This window comes from Paraburkholderia bryophila (genome assembly GCF_013409255.1).
In the GTDB taxonomy this organism is placed as follows: domain Bacteria; phylum Pseudomonadota; class Gammaproteobacteria; order Burkholderiales; family Burkholderiaceae; genus Paraburkholderia.
Window position 1 is genome coordinate 2,639,051 of the sequence record NZ_JACCAS010000001.1, and the last position, 21,082, is coordinate 2,660,132.

The 21,082-nt window shown below is 63.1% G+C and carries 20 protein-coding genes; 8 read left to right on the forward strand and 12 right to left on the reverse strand.

From position 1 onward, the window contains the following. Nucleotides 1-26 precede the first annotated feature (26 nt). The 4 genes from GGD40_RS11715 to GGD40_RS11730 form a co-directional block, all read right to left on the reverse strand. Entirely contained in the window at nt 27-374 is a 348-nt protein-coding gene (locus GGD40_RS11715) for a c-type cytochrome (RefSeq protein WP_179743807.1), read from the reverse strand. After that, nucleotides 371-1,168 carry a BON domain-containing protein gene (locus tag GGD40_RS11720; RefSeq protein WP_179743808.1) on the reverse strand — a complete coding sequence of 266 codons (798 nt, stop codon included), beginning with the start codon at nt 1,166-1,168 and terminating at the stop codon, nt 371-373. The genes GGD40_RS11715 and GGD40_RS11720 overlap by 4 nt, the downstream gene beginning before the upstream one ends. Before the next feature lie 26 nt (nt 1,169-1,194). Further along, the gene (locus GGD40_RS11725) at nt 1,195-1,782 is read right to left on the reverse strand and encodes a phosphoheptose isomerase (protein ID WP_035553948.1); all 588 of its coding nucleotides are present in this window, start codon (nt 1,780-1,782) and stop codon (nt 1,195-1,197) included. Between the two features lie 215 nt (nt 1,783-1,997). Continuing rightward, nucleotides 1,998-2,546: a YraN family protein gene (locus GGD40_RS11730; protein WP_257030398.1), complete on the reverse strand. Its 549-nt coding sequence runs from the start codon at nt 2,544-2,546 to the stop codon at nt 1,998-2,000. Between GGD40_RS11730 and rsmI the strand changes: the two genes are divergently transcribed. Continuing rightward, on the forward strand, nt 2,545-3,447 hold the full coding sequence (gene rsmI / locus GGD40_RS11735; protein ID WP_179743809.1) for a 16S rRNA (cytidine(1402)-2'-O)-methyltransferase: 903 nt from the start codon (nt 2,545-2,547) through the stop codon (nt 3,445-3,447). The genes GGD40_RS11730 and rsmI overlap by 2 nt on opposite strands. Nucleotides 3,448-3,576: 129 nt before the next feature. On the opposite strand, the gene GGD40_RS11740 is transcribed toward rsmI, so the two are convergent. Continuing rightward, nucleotides 3,577-4,179 carry a septal ring lytic transglycosylase RlpA family protein gene (locus tag GGD40_RS11740; RefSeq protein ID WP_373565278.1) on the reverse strand — a complete coding sequence of 201 codons (603 nt, stop codon included), beginning with the start codon at nt 4,177-4,179 and terminating at the stop codon, nt 3,577-3,579. Between the two features lie 637 nt (nt 4,180-4,816). Between GGD40_RS11740 and GGD40_RS11745 the strand changes: the two genes are divergently transcribed. The 3 genes from GGD40_RS11745 to GGD40_RS11755 all read left to right on the forward strand — a co-directional run bounded on the left by GGD40_RS11745 (nt 4,817) and on the right by GGD40_RS11755 (nt 6,635). Beyond that, nucleotides 4,817-5,461 (forward strand): MBL fold metallo-hydrolase, encoded by a 645-nt coding sequence (locus GGD40_RS11745; protein ID WP_111932908.1) that lies wholly within the window; start codon nt 4,817-4,819, stop codon nt 5,459-5,461. Beyond that, the gene (locus tag GGD40_RS11750; protein ID WP_179743810.1) at nt 5,458-6,087 is read left to right on the forward strand and encodes an exonuclease; all 630 of its coding nucleotides are present in this window, start codon (nt 5,458-5,460) and stop codon (nt 6,085-6,087) included. The genes GGD40_RS11745 and GGD40_RS11750 overlap by 4 nt, the downstream gene beginning before the upstream one ends. An 89-nt stretch (nt 6,088-6,176) precedes the next feature. Then, nucleotides 6,177-6,635, forward strand: coding sequence for an Lrp/AsnC family transcriptional regulator (locus tag GGD40_RS11755; protein WP_179707284.1), 459 nt, complete (start codon nt 6,177-6,179; stop codon nt 6,633-6,635). A gap of 43 nt (nt 6,636-6,678) precedes the next feature. Here the strand turns inward: GGD40_RS11755 and GGD40_RS11760 are convergent, their stop codons facing one another. The 3 genes from GGD40_RS11760 to GGD40_RS11770 form a co-directional block, all read right to left on the reverse strand. Continuing rightward, on the reverse strand, nt 6,679-7,896 hold the full coding sequence (locus GGD40_RS11760; protein ID WP_179743811.1) for a cation diffusion facilitator family transporter: 1,218 nt from the start codon (nt 7,894-7,896) through the stop codon (nt 6,679-6,681). 298 nt (nt 7,897-8,194) lie between these two features. Then, nucleotides 8,195-8,497 (reverse strand): H-NS histone family protein, encoded by a 303-nt coding sequence (locus tag GGD40_RS11765; protein ID WP_035553963.1) that lies wholly within the window; start codon nt 8,495-8,497, stop codon nt 8,195-8,197. 395 nt (nt 8,498-8,892) lie between these two features. Further along, a complete protein-coding gene (locus GGD40_RS11770) occupies nt 8,893-9,555 on the reverse strand; it encodes a HugZ family pyridoxamine 5'-phosphate oxidase (protein ID WP_179743812.1) in 663 nt (220 codons plus the stop codon). A 130-nt stretch (nt 9,556-9,685) separates the two neighbouring features. Between GGD40_RS11770 and GGD40_RS11775 the strand changes: the two genes are divergently transcribed. Together GGD40_RS11775 and GGD40_RS11780 are read left to right on the forward strand one after the other, a co-directional pair. After that, nucleotides 9,686-10,903 carry an MFS transporter gene (locus GGD40_RS11775; RefSeq protein ID WP_218900872.1) on the forward strand — a complete coding sequence of 406 codons (1,218 nt, stop codon included), beginning with the start codon at nt 9,686-9,688 and terminating at the stop codon, nt 10,901-10,903. 258 nt (nt 10,904-11,161) lie between these two features. Next, nucleotides 11,162-12,820, forward strand: a complete 1,659-nt coding sequence (locus GGD40_RS11780) for a collagen-like triple helix repeat-containing protein (protein ID WP_179743813.1) — start codon at nt 11,162-11,164, stop codon at nt 12,818-12,820. 174 nt (nt 12,821-12,994) lie between these two features. Here the strand turns inward: GGD40_RS11780 and GGD40_RS11785 are convergent, their stop codons facing one another. The 3 genes from GGD40_RS11785 to GGD40_RS11795 all read right to left on the reverse strand — a co-directional run bounded on the left by GGD40_RS11785 (nt 12,995) and on the right by GGD40_RS11795 (nt 16,797). Beyond that, nucleotides 12,995-14,011 carry a cupin-like domain-containing protein gene (locus GGD40_RS11785; protein ID WP_373565279.1) on the reverse strand — a complete coding sequence of 339 codons (1,017 nt, stop codon included), beginning with the start codon at nt 14,009-14,011 and terminating at the stop codon, nt 12,995-12,997. Between the two features lie 102 nt (nt 14,012-14,113). Then, nucleotides 14,114-15,259, reverse strand: coding sequence for a branched-chain amino acid ABC transporter substrate-binding protein (locus GGD40_RS11790; protein WP_179707292.1), 1,146 nt, complete (start codon nt 15,257-15,259; stop codon nt 14,114-14,116). A gap of 434 nt (nt 15,260-15,693) precedes the next feature. Beyond that, nucleotides 15,694-16,797: an NAD(P)H-dependent flavin oxidoreductase gene (locus GGD40_RS11795; protein WP_179743814.1), complete on the reverse strand. Its 1,104-nt coding sequence runs from the start codon at nt 16,795-16,797 to the stop codon at nt 15,694-15,696. Between the two features lie 287 nt (nt 16,798-17,084). Between GGD40_RS11795 and GGD40_RS11800 the strand changes: the two genes are divergently transcribed. Together GGD40_RS11800 and GGD40_RS11805 are read left to right on the forward strand one after the other, a co-directional pair. Further along, the gene (locus tag GGD40_RS11800) at nt 17,085-17,783 is read left to right on the forward strand and encodes a dienelactone hydrolase family protein (RefSeq protein ID WP_179743815.1); all 699 of its coding nucleotides are present in this window, start codon (nt 17,085-17,087) and stop codon (nt 17,781-17,783) included. Between the two features lie 205 nt (nt 17,784-17,988). Beyond that, nucleotides 17,989-19,506 (forward strand): amidase, encoded by a 1,518-nt coding sequence (locus tag GGD40_RS11805; protein ID WP_179743816.1) that lies wholly within the window; start codon nt 17,989-17,991, stop codon nt 19,504-19,506. 62 nt (nt 19,507-19,568) lie between these two features. Here the strand turns inward: GGD40_RS11805 and GGD40_RS11810 are convergent, their stop codons facing one another. Beyond that, nucleotides 19,569-20,861 carry an MFS transporter gene (locus GGD40_RS11810; protein ID WP_179743817.1) on the reverse strand — a complete coding sequence of 431 codons (1,293 nt, stop codon included), beginning with the start codon at nt 20,859-20,861 and terminating at the stop codon, nt 19,569-19,571. Nucleotides 20,862-21,082: the final 221 nt, after the last annotated feature.

Consider the following 21,082-nt stretch of genomic DNA (forward strand, 5'->3'; position numbering starts at 1 on the left):
GCCTAGCCCCAAACCCCGGTAAACCATCACTTCGACGGCGCGCCTTTCAGCACCCAATCAACCACCGTCCGAATATCCGCGTCGCTCATCGACTGATGCGCAGGCATCGGAATCATGCCCCACACGCCGGTCCCACCGTTCTTCACCTTACTCGCCAACTTAGCCGGCGCCTGCGCATCACCCTTGTACTTCGCCGCGATTTGCTGGAACGACGGACCAACCAGTTTGCGGTCCACCGCATGACATCCCATGCAAGCATTCGAATTAGCAATACTCTGCCCACCCGGCGCATCCGCAGCATGCGCGCTCGACACAAACAGCCCCACCACCGCCCCAACCAACACCGACCCAACAACAATCACACCGCGCTTCATGGCGTAGTCGCTTTCGGATTACCCGGATGCACCGCGTTCGAATTGCTGACCGGCGCCGGCGCCTGCTGATCAAGCGGCCGCGAGCTCACCGACGAATCCGGAACCGCGCCGACCGTCGGCGCACTCACGTCCGGCTGCGACGCGCCCGTCGCCGGCGCAGTCGCTGCTGCCGCAGCCGCCGCTGCAGCTTCCTGCGGCTGAATGTACTGGAACAGCTTCACGACCTGCACCACGCCCGGCACACGACTCGCGACATCCGCGCCGCGATTGCCTTCGTCCATCGTGACGAGCCCCATCAGGTACACCGAGCCACGCTCGGCCACCACCTTGAAGTTGTTCGCCGAAATATTCTTCTCGGCGATCAGCGCGGTCTTCACGCGCGTCTCCAGATAGGTATCGTTGGTGCGCGACGAGAACGAACTGGCCGGCATGATCGCCAGTTCGTTGACGATCGTGTTGACGTTGTTCAGACCACGCACAATCGTCTCGGCGCGCTGCTTCGACACGTCGCCCGCGACTTCGCCGGTCAGCAACACGCGACGATTGAACACCGCGACGTTGACGTGCGCGTTGTCCGGCAGATTCTGGCTGATCTGCGAGAGCGCCTTCACCTGCAACTCGCGATCTTCGGTCTGCGCGCCGAGCGTGCGCCGGTCGGTCGCCACCAGCGCGCCGCCGCCCGCAGCTCCCGCAACGGCGAGAAAGCAACCCTGCAACGTCGCGGACAGCCCCGCCGCGAACCCAACCACCAGCACGGTTCTCACCAGTGTCTTCTTGACGCGGAATACGCTCATCAACTAGCTCTCCTTCGGAATCAATCTCAGTCTTCGCCCAGCAACATGGCATCGATGCCGTCGCACAGACAATGGATGGTCAGCAAATGCACTTCCTGAATACGCGCGGTGCGATCCGACGGCACGCAGACGTGGATGTCGGTATCGCTCAAACCGTCCTGCACGCGGCCGCCGCCCTTGCCGGTCAGCGCGACCACGATCATTTCGCGCTCGTGCGCGGCGTCGATCGCGGCCAGCACGTTGGCGGAATTGCCGGACGTGGTGATAGCCAGCAGCACATCCCCCGGCTGGCCGAGCGCCCAGACCTGCTTCGAGAAAATCTGCTCGAACGAATAGTCGTTGGCGATAGCGGTCAGCACGGACGTATCCGTGCTCAGCGCGATCGCCGGCAAGCCCGGCCGTTCACGTTCGAAGCGGCCGATCAGCTCGGCGGCGAAGTGTTGCGCGTCGGCAGCCGAGCCGCCGTTGCCGCACGCCAGAATGCGGTTGCCGTTGGCAAGCGCGCCGAACATCGTGTCGATCGCTGCAGCGATTGGCATCGACAGGGTTTCGAGGGCTTCGAGTTTGACTGCCGCGCTGTCGCGGAAGTGTTGTTGAATGCGTTCGACTGACATCGAGTCTCTATCTTCTACCGCGAATGGGCCGCACTGCGCGGCCGTGTTGTGAGGTCGTATTGCGAGTTGAGCTGCGCCGGTGAAGCTGGCCGGTAACGTGGTGCGGTAGCGTCAATGCATCGCAAAGTACCCTGCATTTCGCGTATCCGCGTCGCCCCGTGGCCCGGACGCGAGCGCAAGTTTATCGTACTCACGCGGGTTCTCCGCGCGCGCCATCAGACTTCGTCGGCGCGAAACGCGTCACGCAACCAGACGAGCCGGCCGGCTTCGAACGCAACCACGTCAAAACGGCACGCGGGTTGATCGTGCGAACAGCGGCCGCGAGTGACCAGATAATGCTGCGCCGCGCGCACGATGCGCTGTCGCTTGCGCCAGTCGATGCTCGCCGCCGCGCCGCCATAGTGACCGTGCGCCCGCGCGCGGACTTCGACGAACACCAGCGCACCGTCACGGTCGCGCATCACCAGATCGATCTCGCCGCCGCGGCACGACACGTTACGCGCGACGAACCGCAAACGCTGCCGCTGCAAAAACTCCTGCGCGCGCAATTCGAAAACCGCGCCGACGAGTTTGGACCCGGCCGGTCTTGAAAAGTTGTGCGGGGTGGTGGGCGGTGGTGCACGCCGCGCCGTAGCCACCGAACTACTCACCGCCTCGCGCCCAAGCCCCATCTCGCCGCGCTCACCATCCTTAGCCCCCAGAACGCCCGGCGCTGCGTGGCACAATGGCGGCCTCTTTCCGTCTGTTTGCGTCTTCTGTCTCATGACTCCTCTCTCCGAACTCGCGCAAGGGCAGCAGTACCCCGCTGCCGCGCTGTATGTGGTGGCCACGCCGATCGGCAACGTCGCCGACGTCACGCTGCGCGCGCTGCATGTGCTCGGACTGGTGGACCGCATCGCAGCCGAAGACACCCGCAACACCGGCCAACTGCTCGCGCGCTACGGCATCTCGAAGCCGCTCGTCGCGGTGCATCAGCACAACGAGCGGGCCGCGGCGCAGCGCCTGATCGAACATCTGCAAGCGGGCGAGCGCGTCGCGTATGTCTCCGACGCGGGCACGCCCGGCATCTCGGACCCCGGCGCGAAACTGGTCGATGCCGTGCGGGAAGCCGGCTTCCCCGTGATTCCGCTGCCCGGCGCAAGCGCCCTCGCCACGGCGTTGAGCGCGGCCGGCGACTGGGTCGCGACGTTCTCGTTCCTCGGCTTCCTGCCGCCCAAGCCGAAGGCCCGCGCCACCGCGTTGCAAGAACTCGCGCGCCATCCTCACGCGATGGTGTTCTACGAAGCTCCGCACCGGATCGTCGAGACGGTGCAGGCGCTGGCCGACGCGTTCGGCGGCGAACGCAAACTGCTGATCGCGCGAGAGCTGACAAAGTTACACGAAGCGCTGCACCAAGGCACCCTGGCCGAAGGGCCAACGTGGCTCGCCGGCGATCCGAACCGCCAGCGCGGCGAATTCGTGCTGGTGGTGGAAGGCGCTCAGCCGGAAGCCACCGGCGAACACGATCACGACGCGTTGCTAGGCATCCTGCTGGAAGAGTTGACGGTGAGCAGCGCGGCGAAGGTGGCGGCGTCGATCACCGGGGTGTCGCGCAACGCGCTGTACACGCGTGCGTTGGCATTGAAGAAAGACGACGAAGCCGAAGACGACCCCGAAGAAGAATAAGCAGTCGGACAAAAAAAAGGGCCTCGCGGCCCTTTCCTTTTTTGACAGAGATGGCATGAACTGCCACCGCCGCCATGCTACGAGTGCGCCCATCACGCACCCACCCGTAGCCTCACCATCGATTTCCGATCACTTATCGCTGTTCGAACCCGAGTTCGACGCCAGCGTTTCGTTCATCTCGGCGCGTGCTTCCTGCTGCGTCAGACCTTCGATCTTGACGCGCGCCGTGCCGGCATGACGCATATCGAGGACGCTCGCAGCGGCCATCGACAGATCGATCACACGGCCGCGAGCATACGGACCACGGTCGTTGATCCGCACGACGACCGAGCGCGACGTGGCCGGGTTGGTCACGCGCACATACGAGCCGAGCGGCAACGTGCGATGCGCGGCGGTCAGCGCATGCATATCGTAGCGTTCGCCGTTGGCGGTGCGACGGCCGTGGAAGCCGCGGCCGTACCACGACGCGCGACCGGTTTGATGAAAGTCCGAAATGTCCGAACCATCGTCCGTTAGCGGCTTGGCGTCGGCCAGCGACGAGCCCGCAGCGCTTGCGCCGGAGGCCGGCGCGCTACCGAAAGCTTGCGGTCCGAAGGTCCCTGCCTGCGCCGCTTTGGTGCTCAGCGGCGAATCATTGGCGGACGTGTTCGCGGTGCCCGGAGGCGTGGCGCAACCGGCCAGCACAAAAAAGGCAAAAAGAGTCCCCAGACCACGGGATAACCGAGTTTTCATAAGACGTGCAATCACAATGTCGAGCCGCATCACGCGAAATTGAGCGTGTTGCCTGCGACTCCGGCGGCAATGGACGACAACGCGCCGCGCCACATAAGCGCAGAACGTCAAAGCCCGGATGCGGCCCAATCGGCCGCTACCGCACGGTTAATTTTCACGTCTGGCGCAACCTGTCCCCGGCAGCCTGACCAGACCCCACATGCCGCCATCGAACGTGGCAAACACGCTCTTGCGCGCGGAACTCAGCGCACAGGAACGGCGGCGTAGGCCCCACCCAGCGTCACGGCAGTTAAGTCCGTAGCAGGCGCGTGGCACCTGGCTGGGCAAGACGTGTGCATCGAAAGCTCGATACTTGATGGCTGTCCAGCAGTGCGACAGCCCAAACTTGAGTGGCGATCCGCGTGCCCATTTTTGATGGGGACGCATCGCCTTGTGGCATGCCCAGTTCCCTAGGCATGGGGTGCATTATACCCAAAAGAAATTTTTGAGATGCCAAGCGACTGAAAACCTTGATGAATTTTCACGCTTGCTGCAAAAATGAGCGGACCAAAGCCCGTCGGGGCGGGCCTTCCGGGCCCTCGGCGGAGCTAGCTCGCAGGCCGGTACAATCAACCTTTTCCTCGCGGCGCCGTCATCCATGAAAGTCACCTTGATCCCCGTCACGCCGTTCCAGCAGAACAGCTCGCTGCTCGTTTGCGAGGCAACCGGACGCGCGGCCGTCGTCGATCCGGGCGGCGATCTCGATGTCATCCAGGGCGAAATCGCGCGTCAGAACGTGACGGTCGAAAAAGTGTTCCTGACGCACGGCCACATCGATCACTGCGCCGGCGCGAAGACGCTGGCCACGCACTACGGCGTGCCGATCGAAGGCCCGCATCCCGACGAAAGTTTCTGGCTCGACAAGCTGCCGGACCAAAGCACGCGTTTCGGCTTTCCCGCGGCCGAGGCGTTCGAGCCGGACCGCTGGCTGCAGAACGGCGAGACCGTGCAGTTCGGCGACGAAACCCTCGAGGTCTATCACTGCCCAGGGCACACGCCCGGTCACGTGGTGTTCTTCAGCCGCGCGCACCGGCTCGCGCTGGTCGGCGACGTGCTGTTCGCCGGTTCGATCGGCCGCACGGATTTTCCGCGCGGCAATCACGCGGATCTGGTGCGCTCGATCCGCGAAAAACTCTGGCCGCTCGGCGACGACGTCACCTTCGTGCCGGGCCACGGACCCACGTCGACGTTCGGCGCCGAGCGCCGCAGTAATCCCTACGTCGCCGACGGAGTCGAGGCATGAGCAGCGAAATCTATGTGAGCACCGACGTCGAAGCCGACGGCCCGATTCCCGGCCCGCATTCGATGCTGAGTTTCGCCTCGGCCGCCTATACCGAAGACAAGCAGTTGATCGCCACCTTCTCGGCGAATCTCCATTTGCTCGACGGCGCGAAGCCGCACCCAGTGCAGGAAGCGTGGTGGAAGACGCAGCCCGAAGCGTGGGCCGCCTGTCGCAAAGATTTGCAGGACCCCGCCGCAGCGCTGACCGCCTATGTGGATTGGGTCGAAGCGCTGCCGGGCAAGCCGGTGTTCGTCGCGATGCCGGCCGGCTTCGACTTCACCTATATGTTCTGGTACATGATGCGTTTTGTCGGCCGTTGCCCGTTTTCGTGGTCGGCGCTCGACATCAAGACACTCGCGTTCGCGATGACCGGCCTGCCGTATCGCAAGAACATCAAGCCGCGCTTTCCGAGACACTGGTTCGACGAACATCCGCACACGCACGTCGCGCTCGACGACGCGATCGAACAGGGCGCGCTCTTCTGCAACATGCTCAAGGATTTGCGCGCCGGCCAGGCGGCCCTGCTCGCAGCCGCTAAAGATGGGGACGGCTCAGGACAAAACGCCGCTGAGAAACCGGCAAATTAGGTAATCTCCCTCGACCAGGCCGTTTTACATTGCGTTTCGTTTTCGAGCCCTCTACCATGCGTTGATAGGCGACGCTAACGGAGGCGCAGTTGACACTCGATACGTTCTCACAAAAAATCCTGCGCCTGCTGCAGCTGGACGCACGCCGCTCCGTGCAAGAAATTTCCGACCAGGTCGGCCTGTCGAGCACGCCGTGCTGGCGGCGGATCAAGGACATGGAGCAGTCGGGGGTGATCCAGCGCTACACGGCGCTGCTCGACCGGGAGAAGCTGGGATTGCATGTGTGCGCGCTGGCGCATATTCACCTGACGCGCCACACCGAGGGCGGTGTCGAGCAGTTCGAGCGGGAAATCACCACCTGCCCGGAAGTCACCGAGTGCTACAGCACGACCGGCGAATCCGATTACATCCTCAAGATCGTCGCGCCGGACATCAAGGCGTACGACAGCTTTCTACACGAACGCATCTTCAAGATTCCCGCGGTCGCGCAGGTACGGACGAGCGTCGTGCTGCGCGAGATCAAGTTCGATACGCAATTGCCGCTTTGAGCAACGGCCGCCGGTTGAGAAGTGAGTTAACCGGCGCTGTGCGCTAATGAATCTTGACGAGATCGGCGGACGGATCAGCACCGGCCGCTTTCGCGGGGCCGGTTTCGTCCAGCTTCACATCCCATTCCTGTAGCACGTTCAGCTTGCGGGCGCCCAGTCGGCTTTTAAGCGCCGCCAGGTCAACGCTCGCGAGATCAGGCGCGCTACCGCTCAACGTGCGCGAAGGCAGCACCAGATCGACGTCGAGCCCCGTGCTCAGGTAATGAATGTCGACCGCGGCCGCCTTCACGCCGGCCACAGCCAGCGCCGCATCAATCTCCCTGGTTACTTCCTCCCGGTTGGGCAGATCGACCGGCGGACGCGCCAACGCATCGTTCTCCGGATCGACATGAATCAGTGCGTCGAGCACGCGGCTGTCGCTCAACACGCGCATGCGCGCCGACTCGGCAATGTAATGCCCCTCCGACACTGAGATCAGCGGATCGACCAGAATATGCGCGTCGACCAGCGCGAAATCACCCATCTTGCGAGTGCGCAGTTCATGCACGTCGCGTACGCCCGGCGTGGACAGCAGCAGCGTGCGCATGTCGTCGGTGGCGACTTCGTCGAGCGCGCGGTCGGACAGATCTTGCAGCGCGTCCCAACCGAACGTCCAACCCATGCGCGCCACCATAAAACCGACAATCGCCGCGGCGATCGGATCGAGCAAACGCACGCCGGCAAGACTGCCGATAATGCCGATTGCGACCACCAACGACGAAGCGGCGTCAGAACGCGCATGCCATGCATTGGCGATCAGCATGGCGGAACGCACGCGTTGCGCTTCGCGCAGCATGTAGCGAAACAGCCCTTCTTTCGAAATCAGGACGAGCACCGCGACGGCGAGCGCACTCATATGCACGGCCGGGATACTTTGCAAATCGGCGAGGCGCGTTCCGGCACGCCACAACATCCCGACGCCGACCGCAATCAGCAGCGCGCCGAGAAATAATGACGCCACCGTTTCATAGCGGCTATGTCCGTAATTGTGATCGGCGTCGGGCTTCGCGCCGCTATGCCGATTGGCAATCAGCACGACAAAATCAGAAATCAGATCGGCGAGCGAATGAATGCCGTCGGCCACCAACGCCTGCGAATGCGCAACCACCCCGACGACGATTTGCAGCGTCATCAACCCTGTATTGAGCGCAATACTGACAAAGGTACTTTTGCGCGCAACGCGATGTTTTTCGTCGGACTGGCCGGCGGCGAGGGAAGGCATCGAAGAAGCCGTAGCAGAAACTCAATCCGCGCATTCTACCCGGCGCATCTCGAAAAGCACCGGAATGCCCCTAAAAAATCCTTTTAAATCAGCCGCTTATCAAAATGAAAAGCATTCGCGTTCCGGTTCCTTGAAGTGCTTGTGACAAAAAACCAGCACCGTTTTCAAGCGCAATAAAAAAACCGCGCCCTGACAGGTACGCGGTTTTCTGGTTCGTCACCGTTGCGCGATTGGCGCAACTGATTGACGTGATTCGTAATACCTATAGTCCAGCGGAATTAGCCGCCAGCCCACAACATTACTTCTGGATCAGAAACTTCTCACGATCCAGACCTGCGATCCAACGCGGCGGTTTGCCACGGCCGGACCACGTGCTGCCGCTATCCGGGTCGCGATACTTCGGTGCGACGCCTGCGCGCGGACGGCCTGCTTTAGCGCCCTTCGCGGCACGGCCACCGCCGAGTTCAGTCAGCGAAATGCCGTAGTCGGCCATTTTCTGCTTGATCTCATTCAACACTTCCGCGTATTCACGCGACTTCGCTTCTTCGATCTGCTTTTCAAGCTTCTCGCGCTGAGCGAGTAGTTCCTTGTAGGAAGACATAGGTTCCCTTGTGATATGGATAAATGACTGCCAGTCTTAAGCCAGCTTGCCCTTTGAAGGTGATCATGCCTCGGAATTTGATGGCGAGATTAACACAAAATAGAAAGACTACAAAAGCGTCTGCGTAAAATTAATCCAGAAACGTTTCAAAAAATTTCCAATGCATGCGGCTGTAACGCGTTTCCTTTCAATTTGCCAATTGCGTATTTCGCTAAAAGTTCCTAGCCCGCATCCTTAATTCTGAGATTAACTAGCAAAACATGAAAATTACGATGACGATCCAGCATCAACATTTCATGGCATGAGAGCTTCATCATGAAATGTCGGAGCATATTGCGGCCCGCGCGCCGCACTGTTATTGCCGCATGAGTGTTTTCCCCGAATCGCAATAAAACCTAATTCGCGTAGCGCTGCATGCAATCTTCTAGCGCCCCATGCAAGGATTCAGTATTCAGTTTGGCATCGTCGAAGACGAACCGGCTGCGCGCGCCATCGCGTTTCAGATCGGCGCCATATCGATCGACACCGAGCAATTCCAATCCGTCGACGTGTCCGGCATGCCGGGTGAAGTGTTCGATTAGCGCGTTCTCTTCATCGAAAGCGAGCGGCGGCAGCGGATCGAGTTCGGCGCCGCCCAGCCAGCCCATCGCGCCGAAGCCGCCGATATAACGTAACCGTTCGAGCCGCATGACCCAGAAGGTGAAATCGCCGAGCACCAGATAGCGTTCGGCGTCGGGGTGATAGCGCAGGTATCGTTGCACGATTTCCGGGCTCGAGTCGACCGCCTCGAAGGTGCCTAGCAGGGTGACGCGTTGGCCGCTCAGTACGTCGCCGTCGGGTGCGTCGACGGCCAGAAAACCAGCGCGCGGGTCGGCGTGCAGGTTGTGGGTATGCTCGGCCAGCCGGCTCACCAGAATCGTCGGCCGATGCTGCAAGCCAGGCGCGAACGGCAGCACCGACGGATAAGGAAACCCTTCCGGCTGACGCGCGTGAGTGGCCAGCGTGCCGACAGCGGCCGTGTGCAGCAGATGGAGCGGAGCGTGAGCGGGAATATTCAAGTGCGCGTTCCTCGATAGACAGGCGGCGGATGACGGTGAGGCCGATGAGTTCCAAGCATAAGACAGCATGCTTCGTTAGAATCGAAAATTCGCTTTCAAAGCGCTTTCTCCCGCCTCCGCTCTCCGAGAGATGTCCGTGTCCGACCGTTCCGCCGAATTCGCCTCGCTCCCCGCCGCTCACCGCGAGCTCACCGACACCGCCCGCCAACGCGCGCGCTTCGCCACGATGGCGGTGTTCTTTATCGCCGGCATGATGTACGCGTCGTGGGGGGTGCATGTGCCGACGGTGCGCGACCGCTTCCATCTGAACGCGGCGCTGCTTTCGTTTGCACTGCTGGCGGTGGCGGGCGGCTCGATCGGCGCGATGGCGGCCAATGCTTCGTGGATCGCGCGAGTCGGCACGCGACGCGCGTGCCTGACCGGCGGGCTGGTGATGGCGGTCTGTGCGGCGCTGATTCTGGTCGTGCCGGCCTACTGGATGCTGCTGATCGTGCTGGCGATTTTCGGCGCGGGCATGGCCACGCTCGACGTCGCGATGAACGCCGAAGCCAGCGCCGTCGAGAAAGCGCTCGGCAAGCCGATCATGTCGTCGCTGCATGGCATGTTCAGTGTCGGCGGGATGATCGGCGCGGCCGTCGGCGGCGCCTTGCTGGCGCGCGGCATGGCGCCCGCGCTGCATCTCGCGCTGGCCGCGACGGTCAGCGCGCTGGTGCTGGTCGCCGCTTGCCCGTCGGTGCTGCCGCACGTGCCGCACGAGGATCATCCCGATGCCGCGACGCCGCGCGCCAACCGCTGGCGCTCGCCGGCGCTGTGGGCGCTCGGCGCGATGGCGCTGGTCGCCTTGATCGCCGAAGGCGCCATGTACGACTGGGCGACCGTCTATATGCGCGATGTCGTGTTGGCCACGCCCGCGCTCGCCAGCGCCGCCTACGCGGCGTTTTCCGGCGGCATGGCGGCCGCGCGTTTCGCCGGCGACGTGGTCCGCGCCCGCTTCGGCGCACCGCAACTGGTGATGGCAAGCGCGACGCTCGCCTGCGCGGGCATGGTCGGCGCGCTTCTACTGCCGAATTCGGTGGCGGCGCTGATCGGCTTCACGCTGATGGGACTCGGCCTCGCGAACATGATGCCGGTGCTGTTCGCGGCGGCGGCGAGCGTCAAGGGCATTCACGCGGCGGAAGGGCTCGCGCATGTCGCGGGGCTGGCGTACTTCGGGCTGATGCTTGGGCCGGTGATTATCGGCGCGGTGACGCAGGCGACCAGTTTGCCGATTGGCTTGTCGGTGGTGGCGGTGTGTTCCGCGTTGATCGCGATCGCCGGGCCGAAGGTGCTGCGGCGTTTGAAGATCTGAGGCGCGGGTGCGTGTGAAGGCGTCGGTGCGTGTGACAGGCATACGAAAACGCGCCACCTTACGTTACGTTACGCACGGCCGACGGCCTGAGGTGTTCCGCGACACATCACCGATATCGCGCCGCTGCGCATCCTGGCGACACCTTTTTACGTCATTGATTTATATGAATTTATTTAGCCAAACGACGGCAGAAATGAAAATGGCATAGGCCTTGCAGTTAGCTTCCCCAACAGTCTTCAAACTACGGGGGAGCAGACCATGAATCGCAATTTCAAACTGTCGGCGATCGCTATGTGCGTGTCGTCGATGATCATCCTCACAGGATGCGGCAGCACGTTGACCGGCGCGGGGATGACCGGTGGCGCAGGGGCGGCTGGCGGGGGCGCTGGTGCGGGTGCCGGAACTGGCGGGGGTGCTGGAGGCGGATCGGGTGGTGGCACGCCGACGCCTACTCCGACGCCTACTCCGACGCCGACGCCGACACCCACGCCTACGCCAACACCCACGCCCACTCCAACGCCGACGCCGACGCCGACGCCGACACCCACTCCAACGCCGACGCCGACGCCGACACCAACGCCGACGCCCACTCCAACGCCCACCAGCGCCAACCCCATCGGCGTAGTGGTCCAAAACACCGGCAACGTGATCACCGCCACCGGCCAAACCGTCGCAGCGGTCGGCAGCCAGATCGGCCTCACGCCGATCCCCGGTACGAATCCGGCGACCACCACCGCGCTCGGCAACGTCGTGTCGAATCTCGGCAACGGCGTTACCGCGGTCGGCACGGGCGCGGCGAACGGCCTCGGTCAGCTCGGCAATTCGACCGATCCGCTCGGCACGACGCTCGCGAGCAGCGGCAATCTGGTTGTCGATTCCGGCCAGGCCGTCAACAGCGCCGGCCAACTCGTGACGAGTCTCGGCAGCGGCCCCACCGCGCCGCTTAGCCCACTGACCACGCCGCTCGGCAGCACGGTCTCGACGGTCGGCAACGCGGTCAGCGGTCTCGGCACGCAGCTCGGTTCGCAACTGACGAACGGCCCGATCCAGCAGGTCACGCAAACCATCAGCACGACGATCACGCCGATCACCAGTACGCTCGCGCAGACCACTCAAACCGTCGGCGATACGACCGGTCTCGGGGCGCCGCTGAACGGCCTGCTGTCGACCATCGGCCACGGTCTCGACAGTGCCGGCGGCCAGATCAGCAGTGCGACCAGCAATCCGATCGGCCAGAACCTCGGCAACGTCGTGACCAAGCTCGGCGACACGGTCACGTCGGCGGGCGGCCTGCTGACCGCCGGCGGCACCGGCAGCGGTAATCCGCTGGGCGGCCTCACCGGCCTCCTGAATCCCGGCAGCGGCGGCTCGGGCAATCCGCTGAGCGGCACGCCGCTCGCGCCATTGACCAGCATTCTGACCGCGTTGCCCGGCACGCTCAGCGGCGGCCTGACGGGCGGCAGCGGTAGCGGCCCGCTCGCGCCGCTGACCAACGTGATCAGCACCTTGACCGGCAGCGCCGGCGGGACGGGCAGTCCGCTTGCACCGTTGACCGGCGTCGTCAGTTCGGTGACCGGCGCGTTGAGCGGCGCGGCAGGCGGCAGCAGTCCGCTTGCGCCGCTGACCGGCGTGGTGAGTTCGGTAACCAGCGCACTGAGTGGCGCGGCCGGCGGCGGCAATCTGCTTGCGCCGGTGACCTCGGCGGTGTCGTCGCTGACGGGCGCGCTCGGCTCGGCGGCGGGCTCGGGCGGTAGCAGCGGCGGTAGCGGCAGCGGTGGCAGCAGCAACCCGCTCGCTCCGGTCACCGGCCTGCTGAATAGCGTCACCGGCACCTTGACCGGCGCGGCGACCTCAGCCGGCGGCGCCACGGGTGGCAGTTTGCTCGGTGGTCTCGGCGCCCTTGGAACGAAGAAGTGACGAAGACGAATAACGGCAGCAAATAACGACGCGTATAAAAACAGCGTCGAAGGGGGGCGGCGAGCCGGGCAACCGGTTCGCCGTTTTTTTATCGGCGCGTGCTAACGCGAGTGGTCACGTCACGCGGCTTAAGAACCCATCACGCGCAGTCGACACCGCGTGCGCTTCATCGCATCACAGCTCGTGATACGTATCGTAATGCCGGGAAAAATCGTTACTGCGCAGAAAATTGGTGAACGTCATCGTCACCGATGCATCGAGTCCTTCGACGTAATGCCACCAGCCGATCGGCAAAAACAGTAACTCGCCGGGCGCGAGCGTGCATTCGAGCAACTGCGTGTTTCGCATCGATGGGAAACGCTCGTAGTCGATCGCGGCGCCATCCACCTGCGAATAACAATGCAGATGGTTCGCCATATGCGGCGTATCGCACAACGGCGCCAACCTGATCCGCTTACGGCCAATCACCTGCGCCATGAAGTTATTGGTCAGATCATGATGAAACGGCGTCCGCGTCCCCGCCGGTCCCATCCAGAAGAATCCGGTATCGGCCGACGCAGGATCGAGATACTCGTCAATCACCGGCACATCGGACCATAAGGCCGCGAGCGCCGCGCGATTATGCGAGGTGTTATTCGCGGTCATGTAGAAATCGTTGGTCGGGCCGCTGCGCTCGACCAGATCGACATAATCGGCGAACCGCATCATGCGCTTGAGCTTCGGCTGATTGATTTCGTAATTCGCATCCGACTCGCGATCGAACTGCACTTCCACTTCGCAATCGCCGCAACGCTCGCGGAAATAATCGAACCGCCATTGCGTGCGCGCGGGCCAGAAATCGAACGCACCGGTCATGATCACCGGCCGGTTCTGACAGTAGTACTGCTCGAAGAACGCATCGCGCGACAAACGCTCGCGCCGCTCGATTTCACCGCTACCCGCGCGCATGCGATTGAGCGTGCCGTACACCGACAAAATCCAGTCGCGCTTACGCAAACGATTGCGCAAACGCGCAGCCCCATGAAAATAAGGACTCGCGAGTACCGCATCGATTTCCCGCGCCGACTCCGCCGCGTCGAAACCATGTTCGAGCAGCGCGCCATGCAATGCGTCCGGCTGGGCGTCGAGCATCAGATTCTCGGCGATCCAGCGGCGCCAGTCGTCGTCGAATGAACGGGTCACGGTCGTCACGGCGCTCTCCCTCAAAAGAAAAGGCACGCGAACCTTGCGGCGCGCGTGCCTTTTAATCAGCGGATCGAAGACAGGCACAAAGCCGTCTTCGGTCACGCGAATTTACATCTTCACTACGTCGAGCAGCGTCTTCTTGCCGGCCTTGTAGTTGTACAGCGAGATCACGCCGTGTTGAAGGTCACCCTTCGAGTCGAACGTGGTTTCGCCGATCACACCCTTGTAGTCCGTTGCCGGCATTGCTGCCAGGATCTTGGCCGGATCGGTCGAATTAGCACGCTTCATAGCGTCGACGATGATGTACACAGCGTCATACGTGAACGGTGCGTAGATCTGGATCGGCTGACCGAAACGCTTCTGATACTTGGCGAGGAACGCCGGGCCGCCAGCCATCTTCTCGAGCGCCATACCGGCTTCCGAGCAGACGATGTTGTCGGTTGCGTCGCCAGCCAGGTCAGCCAGCTTGTCGGTACACACGCCGTCGCCAGCCAGCACCTTCGCACGCAGGCCGAGCTGCTTGGCTTGCTTCGCGAACGGGCCGCCGGTTGCGTCCATACCGCCGTACATGATCGCGTCCGGGTTTTCGCCCTTGATCTTCGTCAGAATCGCGCGGAAGTCGACAGCCTTGTCGTTCGTCGCGTCATGCGACATCACGTTCAGGCCCAGCGACTTGGCGGTCTTTTCGAATTCGTTGGCGAGACCCTGGCCGTAAGCGGTCGAGTCGTCGACGATTGCGACGCTCTTCACTTTCAAGCCCTTGGCTGCGTAGTTAGCCAGTGCCGGACCTTGTTGCGCATCGGTCGCAACGACGCGGTACGTCGTCTTGAAACCTTGTTGCGTGTAAGCCGGGTTCGTTGCCGACGGCGAGATCTGAACGATGCCTGCATCGCTATAGATCTTCGAAGCCGGAATCGACGTACCCGAGTTCAAGTGACCGACCACGGCGACGACCTTATCGTCGACCAGCTTCTGCGCGACTTGCGTAGCAGTACGCGGGTCGGCTGCGTCGTCTTGTGCGTCGAGTTGCAGCGTGATTTTCTGGCCACCGATCGTCAGGCCCTTGGCGTTGATTTCTTCAACCGCCAGGCGCGCGCCGTTTTCGTTGTCTTTACCCAGGTGAGCGATACCGCCGGTCAACGGTGCAACGTGACCGATCTTGACGACCGTGTCGGCTGCAGCCGAAGTTGCCAACGTCGCGAACAGCATCGCCGCAGCGCTGATCGGCAACAGCTTTTGAATCTTGATGTTCATGTAAGTCTCCAGTTTCGGTCCCAAAAACAACGTAATCGCCCTGTGCCCCCGCTTCCCCTACACGTGTCGCTCAATCCCGTGGACGACCACGCCGGTTGCATCGTTCATGCACTTGGCCAGCACGCTCGCCGGTCTGTTTGTGGCAGGCGGCAACCCGTACTTGCGCGCAAGTGTAGGCCATCAAATTAAATTGTGGGACTTTTTTGAGGAAGTGGGATCAACACTAATAGCGTTTATCCAACAGGTACTGATTCCGTCTGGAGAGACTGGCTTGAAAGCACCAGCCCATGCGGGTTTCCGCTAAGTCGCGCTGTCGCCTAACAGCGCGGCCTAAAGCTTTTCGCGACTTAAACCGTTAATGTTTTAAATAGGCTTTGTGCTTAAAAATAAGGCGCGCCGCCGAGCATTGCGGGGCGCGCCTGGCGTATGCCGAATCAGCGTTGTTGCGCAGCGATCCGCGACGTCGCCGCATGCCACTCCTGTTCGAGTTGCGCCATCAGTTCTGCGGCACTGATTCCCTCCGGGCGCGCACGGCCGAGCGGAGCGCCCTGCCCCGACCAGAGCGACAGATAATCGGCGTTCTGCGCACGGCCCGCGCTCTGCCGCAACTCCTGCGTCAATGCGTTTTGCACCGGATACGGCGCGACCTTTTGCGCTGTTTCGCTCAAACTTTGCATCAACGGATTGCGTATGCCGCGCGCGTGTCGACCGGTGATGGCCCGCGTCACCGAGGTCGACGTATCCGACATATCGCGTACGCGGGTTTTCCAGGCCTGCGGAATCGCGCTCTCGCGACAGGTGAGAAACGCGGTGCCCATGGCCGCCGCTTGCGCGCCGAGCGCGAGCGCGGCGACGATGCCGCGGCCGTCCATGATGCCGCCCGCCGCCAGCACAGGCAGCCCGGTCGCGTCGACCAGTTGCGGCACGAGCGCGAGGGTGCCGACCAGCGCGTCTTCGAACGCGCCGATGAAGGTGCCGCGATGCGCGCCCGCCTCCGCGCCTTGCGCGGCGATCGCATCGGCGCCCACGTCGCGCCAGGCGACGCCTTCGGCGGTATGCGTTGCCGTGCCTATTACATATAGACCGGCGTCATGCAAACGCGCGACGTCGTGCGCCGGCAGCAGCCCGAAGGTGAAGCTCGCCACCGGCACGCGCAATTCGATCAGCATCTCCAGTTGCGCGCGGAAATCCGGCGCATAGCGTTCGAGCGGCTGGCCGGGCGGCAGGTCGAACTCGGCGCGCAACGGGTCGATGGCTTCGAGCGCGCGCCGCACGGTCGCGTCGTCCGGCGCGGCCGGGTCGAGCACGAACAGGTTCACGCCGAACGGTCGATCCGTCAGCGCGCGAATCGCCGCGACTTCGCTCGCGATCTTCTCCGGCGGCAACGCGGCGCCCGCCAGAAAACCGAGGCCGCCGGCATTCGAGACCGCCGCAACCAGCGCGGGCGTGGTCGCGCCGCCGGCCATGGGCGCCTGCACAACCGGCACTCGCAGCGCGAAACGTTCAGCAAACGATGTCACAAAACGGACTTCACTCATGATCGATTCCTTTTGGGTCATGCGCTCGCGGCAACCGCGAGCCGATAGCGTCGACTGTATAGAGAGGGTCCGCGGCCGAAAAATGAATAATCGAGAACGTTTCAATCGTCTTACGAGATTCATGCCGCGCACGCCTTGTCGGCGTGCCTTGTCAGCGCGCGTGGGGCCTCGCTGCAGCGCCTTTCTTTTTTTGGCAAACTGACCGCCCGCTTCAGGCATTCAGGCCTCCGGCATTCATTCAGACCGACCTCGTGCGAAAACGCACACGGGTCTATGTGGAGAGCACCATGAGCATCACGTCCCGATGGATCGACATTCCCGCCGGCAACGACAGCTTCGGCGGATACCTCGCGCTGCCCCAGGGCGGCAAAGGACCGGCCGTCATCATCATTCAGGAAATCTTCGGCGTGAACGGACATATCCGCTCGATCGTGGAACAGTACGCGCATGACGGCTACGTCGCGCTCGCGCCTGACGTGTTCTGGCGGCTGCAGCCGCGCGTCGAGTTGACGTACGAAGGCGCGGATCGCGCGAGGGGCGTCGAACTGATGCAGAAGCTCAACGTCGGCGAAGCCGTGTCCGACATCGGCGCAGCAGCCGCCGCATTGCGCGCGATGCCCGAAGTGACCGGCAAGCTTGCAGCGATCGGTTACTGCTTCGGCGGCCAGTTGGCTTATCTGGCGGCGGCGCAAGGCACGCTCGACGGCGCGGTCGCCTACTACGGCGGCGGCATCCAGAATAAGCTCGACGAAGCCGCGAAGATCAAGGTGCCGATGCAATTCCATTACGGCGAACTCGACGCGCACATTCCGTTGTCGGCGGTCGGTCAGATTCAGGAGCGCTTCGCCGGTCGCGCGGATGCCGAGTTTCACATCTATCCGAATGCGGATCACGGCTTCAATTGCACGGAGCGCGCGTCGTATAACCAGCGCGCGTCGGCGCTCGCGCATGGGCGCACGCTGACGTTTCTTGCCGAGCGGCTTTGATGTGCGGTTGATTGGCGTTTGATTGGCGTTTGATTCGCCTGTAACTCAGTTACTCTCCTGAAGACGGCGCGTCCGCGACTCGCCGTCTTTTTTCATGTGCGGCGATTAGCCTGAAACCCGAGCGACGCAACGTCCAGGCGAACAGGTTAACCGAGCGCATGAAAAACCACCCGGCTCACCATTCGAAAGCGAGGACCTCTCCGTCGTGCTATCAGACTATCTCGCCCATGACGCCATCGGCCTCGCCGAACTCGTGCGGACTCGCCAGGCGAGCGCTCGCGAATTGCTCGACATCGCGATCTCGCGCACCGAAGCCGTTAATCCCGCGATCAACGCCATCGTCCTGAAAGACTACGACGCAGCCCGTCACCGTGCATCGCGCGACGACGCGAGCCGGGCCAACGGCGCGGACCCGAGTGATAGCACGAGCGCACAGGCAGCGTTGGCCGGCGTGCCGTATCTGATCAAAGACCTGGGCGCGCCGATTGCCGGATTGCGCATGGCGATGGGCAGCCGCCACTATCGCCACTTCATTCCCACGGAAGACGCGCCGGTCGTCACGCTCTCGAAAGCGGCCGGCCTCAACATCTTCGCCAAGACCAGCACCTCCGAACTCGGCCAGATGCCTTATACGGAGCCCGAACTGTTCGGCGCGTGCCGCAATCCGTGGAATCTCGACCACACGCCGGGCGGCTCCAGCGGTGGCGCAGCGGCGGCGGTGGCCGCCGGCATCGTGCCGCTCGCGCATGCGTCGGACGGTGGCGGTTCGATCCGCATTCCCGCTTCGTGCTGCGGACTGTTCGGTCTCAAACCTTCGCGAGCTCGCGTGCCGCGCGTCGCGCCGCCGGGCGCCGGCGATCTCGGCGTCGATCATGCGGTCTCGCGCAGCGTACGCGATAGCGCGTTATTGCTCGATCTGCTGTCGGGTAATGCGCAGCGGCCACTCGGCGCGCCCGGCACCTTTCTCGGCGCGAGCCGCGAGCCGTGCAAGCCGCTGAATATCGCGTACGTCACCGAGCCGATGCTGGCGCCCGTGCTCTCCGCCGACTCGCGCGCCGCGCTCGACGACGCCGCGCAGCTCGCCATGTCGCTCGGTCACAACATCGAACCGGTTTCGCTCGGCATCGACTTCGCGACGGTTCGTCACGCGTTTCTTATGCTCTGGTCGGTGACAGCGGAAGAGTTGGTGCTGAACGCCGACCGCATTACGGGCCGCAAACCATCGCGCAGCGAGTTCGAAATTTCGACGTGGGCCATGGCGCACATGGGCCGTAAGCTCGGCGAGCGCGGCTTGCCCTCCGCGCTCGAAGAACAACGCCGCATCACCGCACGCCTCACCGATCTGCTGAACCGCTACGACGTGGTGTTGTGCGCCACGCTGGCCGCGCCGCCGATCAAGATCGGCGAGATGCATCCCACCTCGGCCGAGCGGATGCAGATGCGCGCGGTCAGCGCGTTGCCGATCGAGGCGCTCATGAGAAAGCTGCTGACCGAGGCGTCGAACAAGGCGTTCGCGTGGGCGGGCTGCACGGAGTTGTTCAATCTGACGGGGCAACCGGCGATGTCGGTGCCGTTGTACTGGAATGCGCGGGGTTTGCCGGTCGGCGTGCAATTCGCCGCGCGCGAAGGCGGCGAAGCGACGCTGCTGCGTCTGGCCGCACAACTCGAAACGGCGCGACCGTGGTTCGATAAACGCCCGCCGTTGATGCAGGCCCGGAGTTAGAGAGTTAGAGAGTTGGATTGCTCAGATCAGGCCTCAACACCTGATTCGAATCGGACCACATGTCACGCCGGTTTTCGCCGCGCGTCGAGATCCGCGTGACGCTTGCCGGGAATGCACGCCACCGCGACGATCGACAACGCCAATCCGCTCATCACGTAGTAAGTCGGCGCGAGCGGCGAGCCGGTCGACTCGATCAGCCACGTCACGAGAAGCGGCCCGAAACCGCCGAACACCATCACTGCGACGTTATAGGCGAGCGATAAACCGATCGAGCGCACGTTCGCCGGAAACAGCTCGGCGATCAACGCGCCGAAGGGCCCGTAATAGCCCGACAGCGTGATCGACAGAAGCGCCTGCACAAGAATCAGTTTCGACACGCTCGGCTCCGCCGCGAGCCACGCGAACAGCGGATAGATGATCGCGAGCGTGATCCCCAGCGACCACAGCGACAAACCCTTGCGTCCAATCCGGTCCGACCATGCGCCGGCCAGCGGCGAGAGCACCATCAACAGCAGATTGCCGACGATCACCGCATAGAAGGATTGCGCGTAAGGCAGCTTGAGTTGCTTGACCGCAAAGGTCGGCAGATAACTGATCAGCACGTAGACCGTCACCGTGAGCGCGATCACCGAACCAAGTCCGCACAGCACGTCGCGGCTATGGCTTTTGAAGACCTCACCGAGCGTCGCGCGCCGTGCGGTTTTTTGCGCGTGCAGAAAGGCCTCGGAGTCGGCCAGATGCCGGCGAATATAAAACCCGATCGGGCCGATAATCAGGCCGATCACGAACGGCACACGCCAGCCCCAGGACTTCAATGCATCGGGCGACAAACCGTGCGAGATCGCCGCGCCCACCAACGCGCCGAGCAGCAGCGCCGCCGCCTGGCTCGACATCTGCCAGCTACCGTAGAAGCCGCGCTTCGAGAACGGCGCCGCTTCGATCAGCAGCGCCGTCGAACTGCCGAACTCACCGCCCGCGGAAAAGCCTTGCAGCAGACGCCCGAGCACAATCATCAACGGAGCGCCGATGCCGATCGCCGAATACGGCGGCGCAATCGCCAGCAGCAGAATGCCGAGCGTCATCAGCGCGATGACGAGCGATAACGCCGCCTTGCGTCCCGCGCGATCCGCGTAGAGTCCGAGCACGATGGCGCCGATCGGCCGCATCACGAAAGCGACGCCGAAGGTCGCGGTAGTCAGGAGCAACGACGTGTACTCGCTGCCCGCCGGAAAGAACAGTTGCGCGATCACCACCGTCAGAAAACCGAACACGGTGAAGTCGTACCATTCGAGCGCGTTGCCGATCACCGCCGCGACGACGGCGCGTGTATTGAAGCTCTTTGACGCGGGTGCCATGCGAATCTCCAGCCGGCGAAATGGGTCCCGTGGTACGCCGTGTTCGCGCGAAGTGCGCGAGCGCGAACGTAGAAGAGCAACGTCAGTCGCAAGAATCGACTTGGAGTGTAAAGAGCGCACCCGCTGTTTTCAAGCAGCAATGCGCGCTGCGAAGCGGATAACTGTAGATCGCAAGCGGACAGCAAAAAGGCGTCTGTCGCGGGGAGCGGCAGACGCCTCAA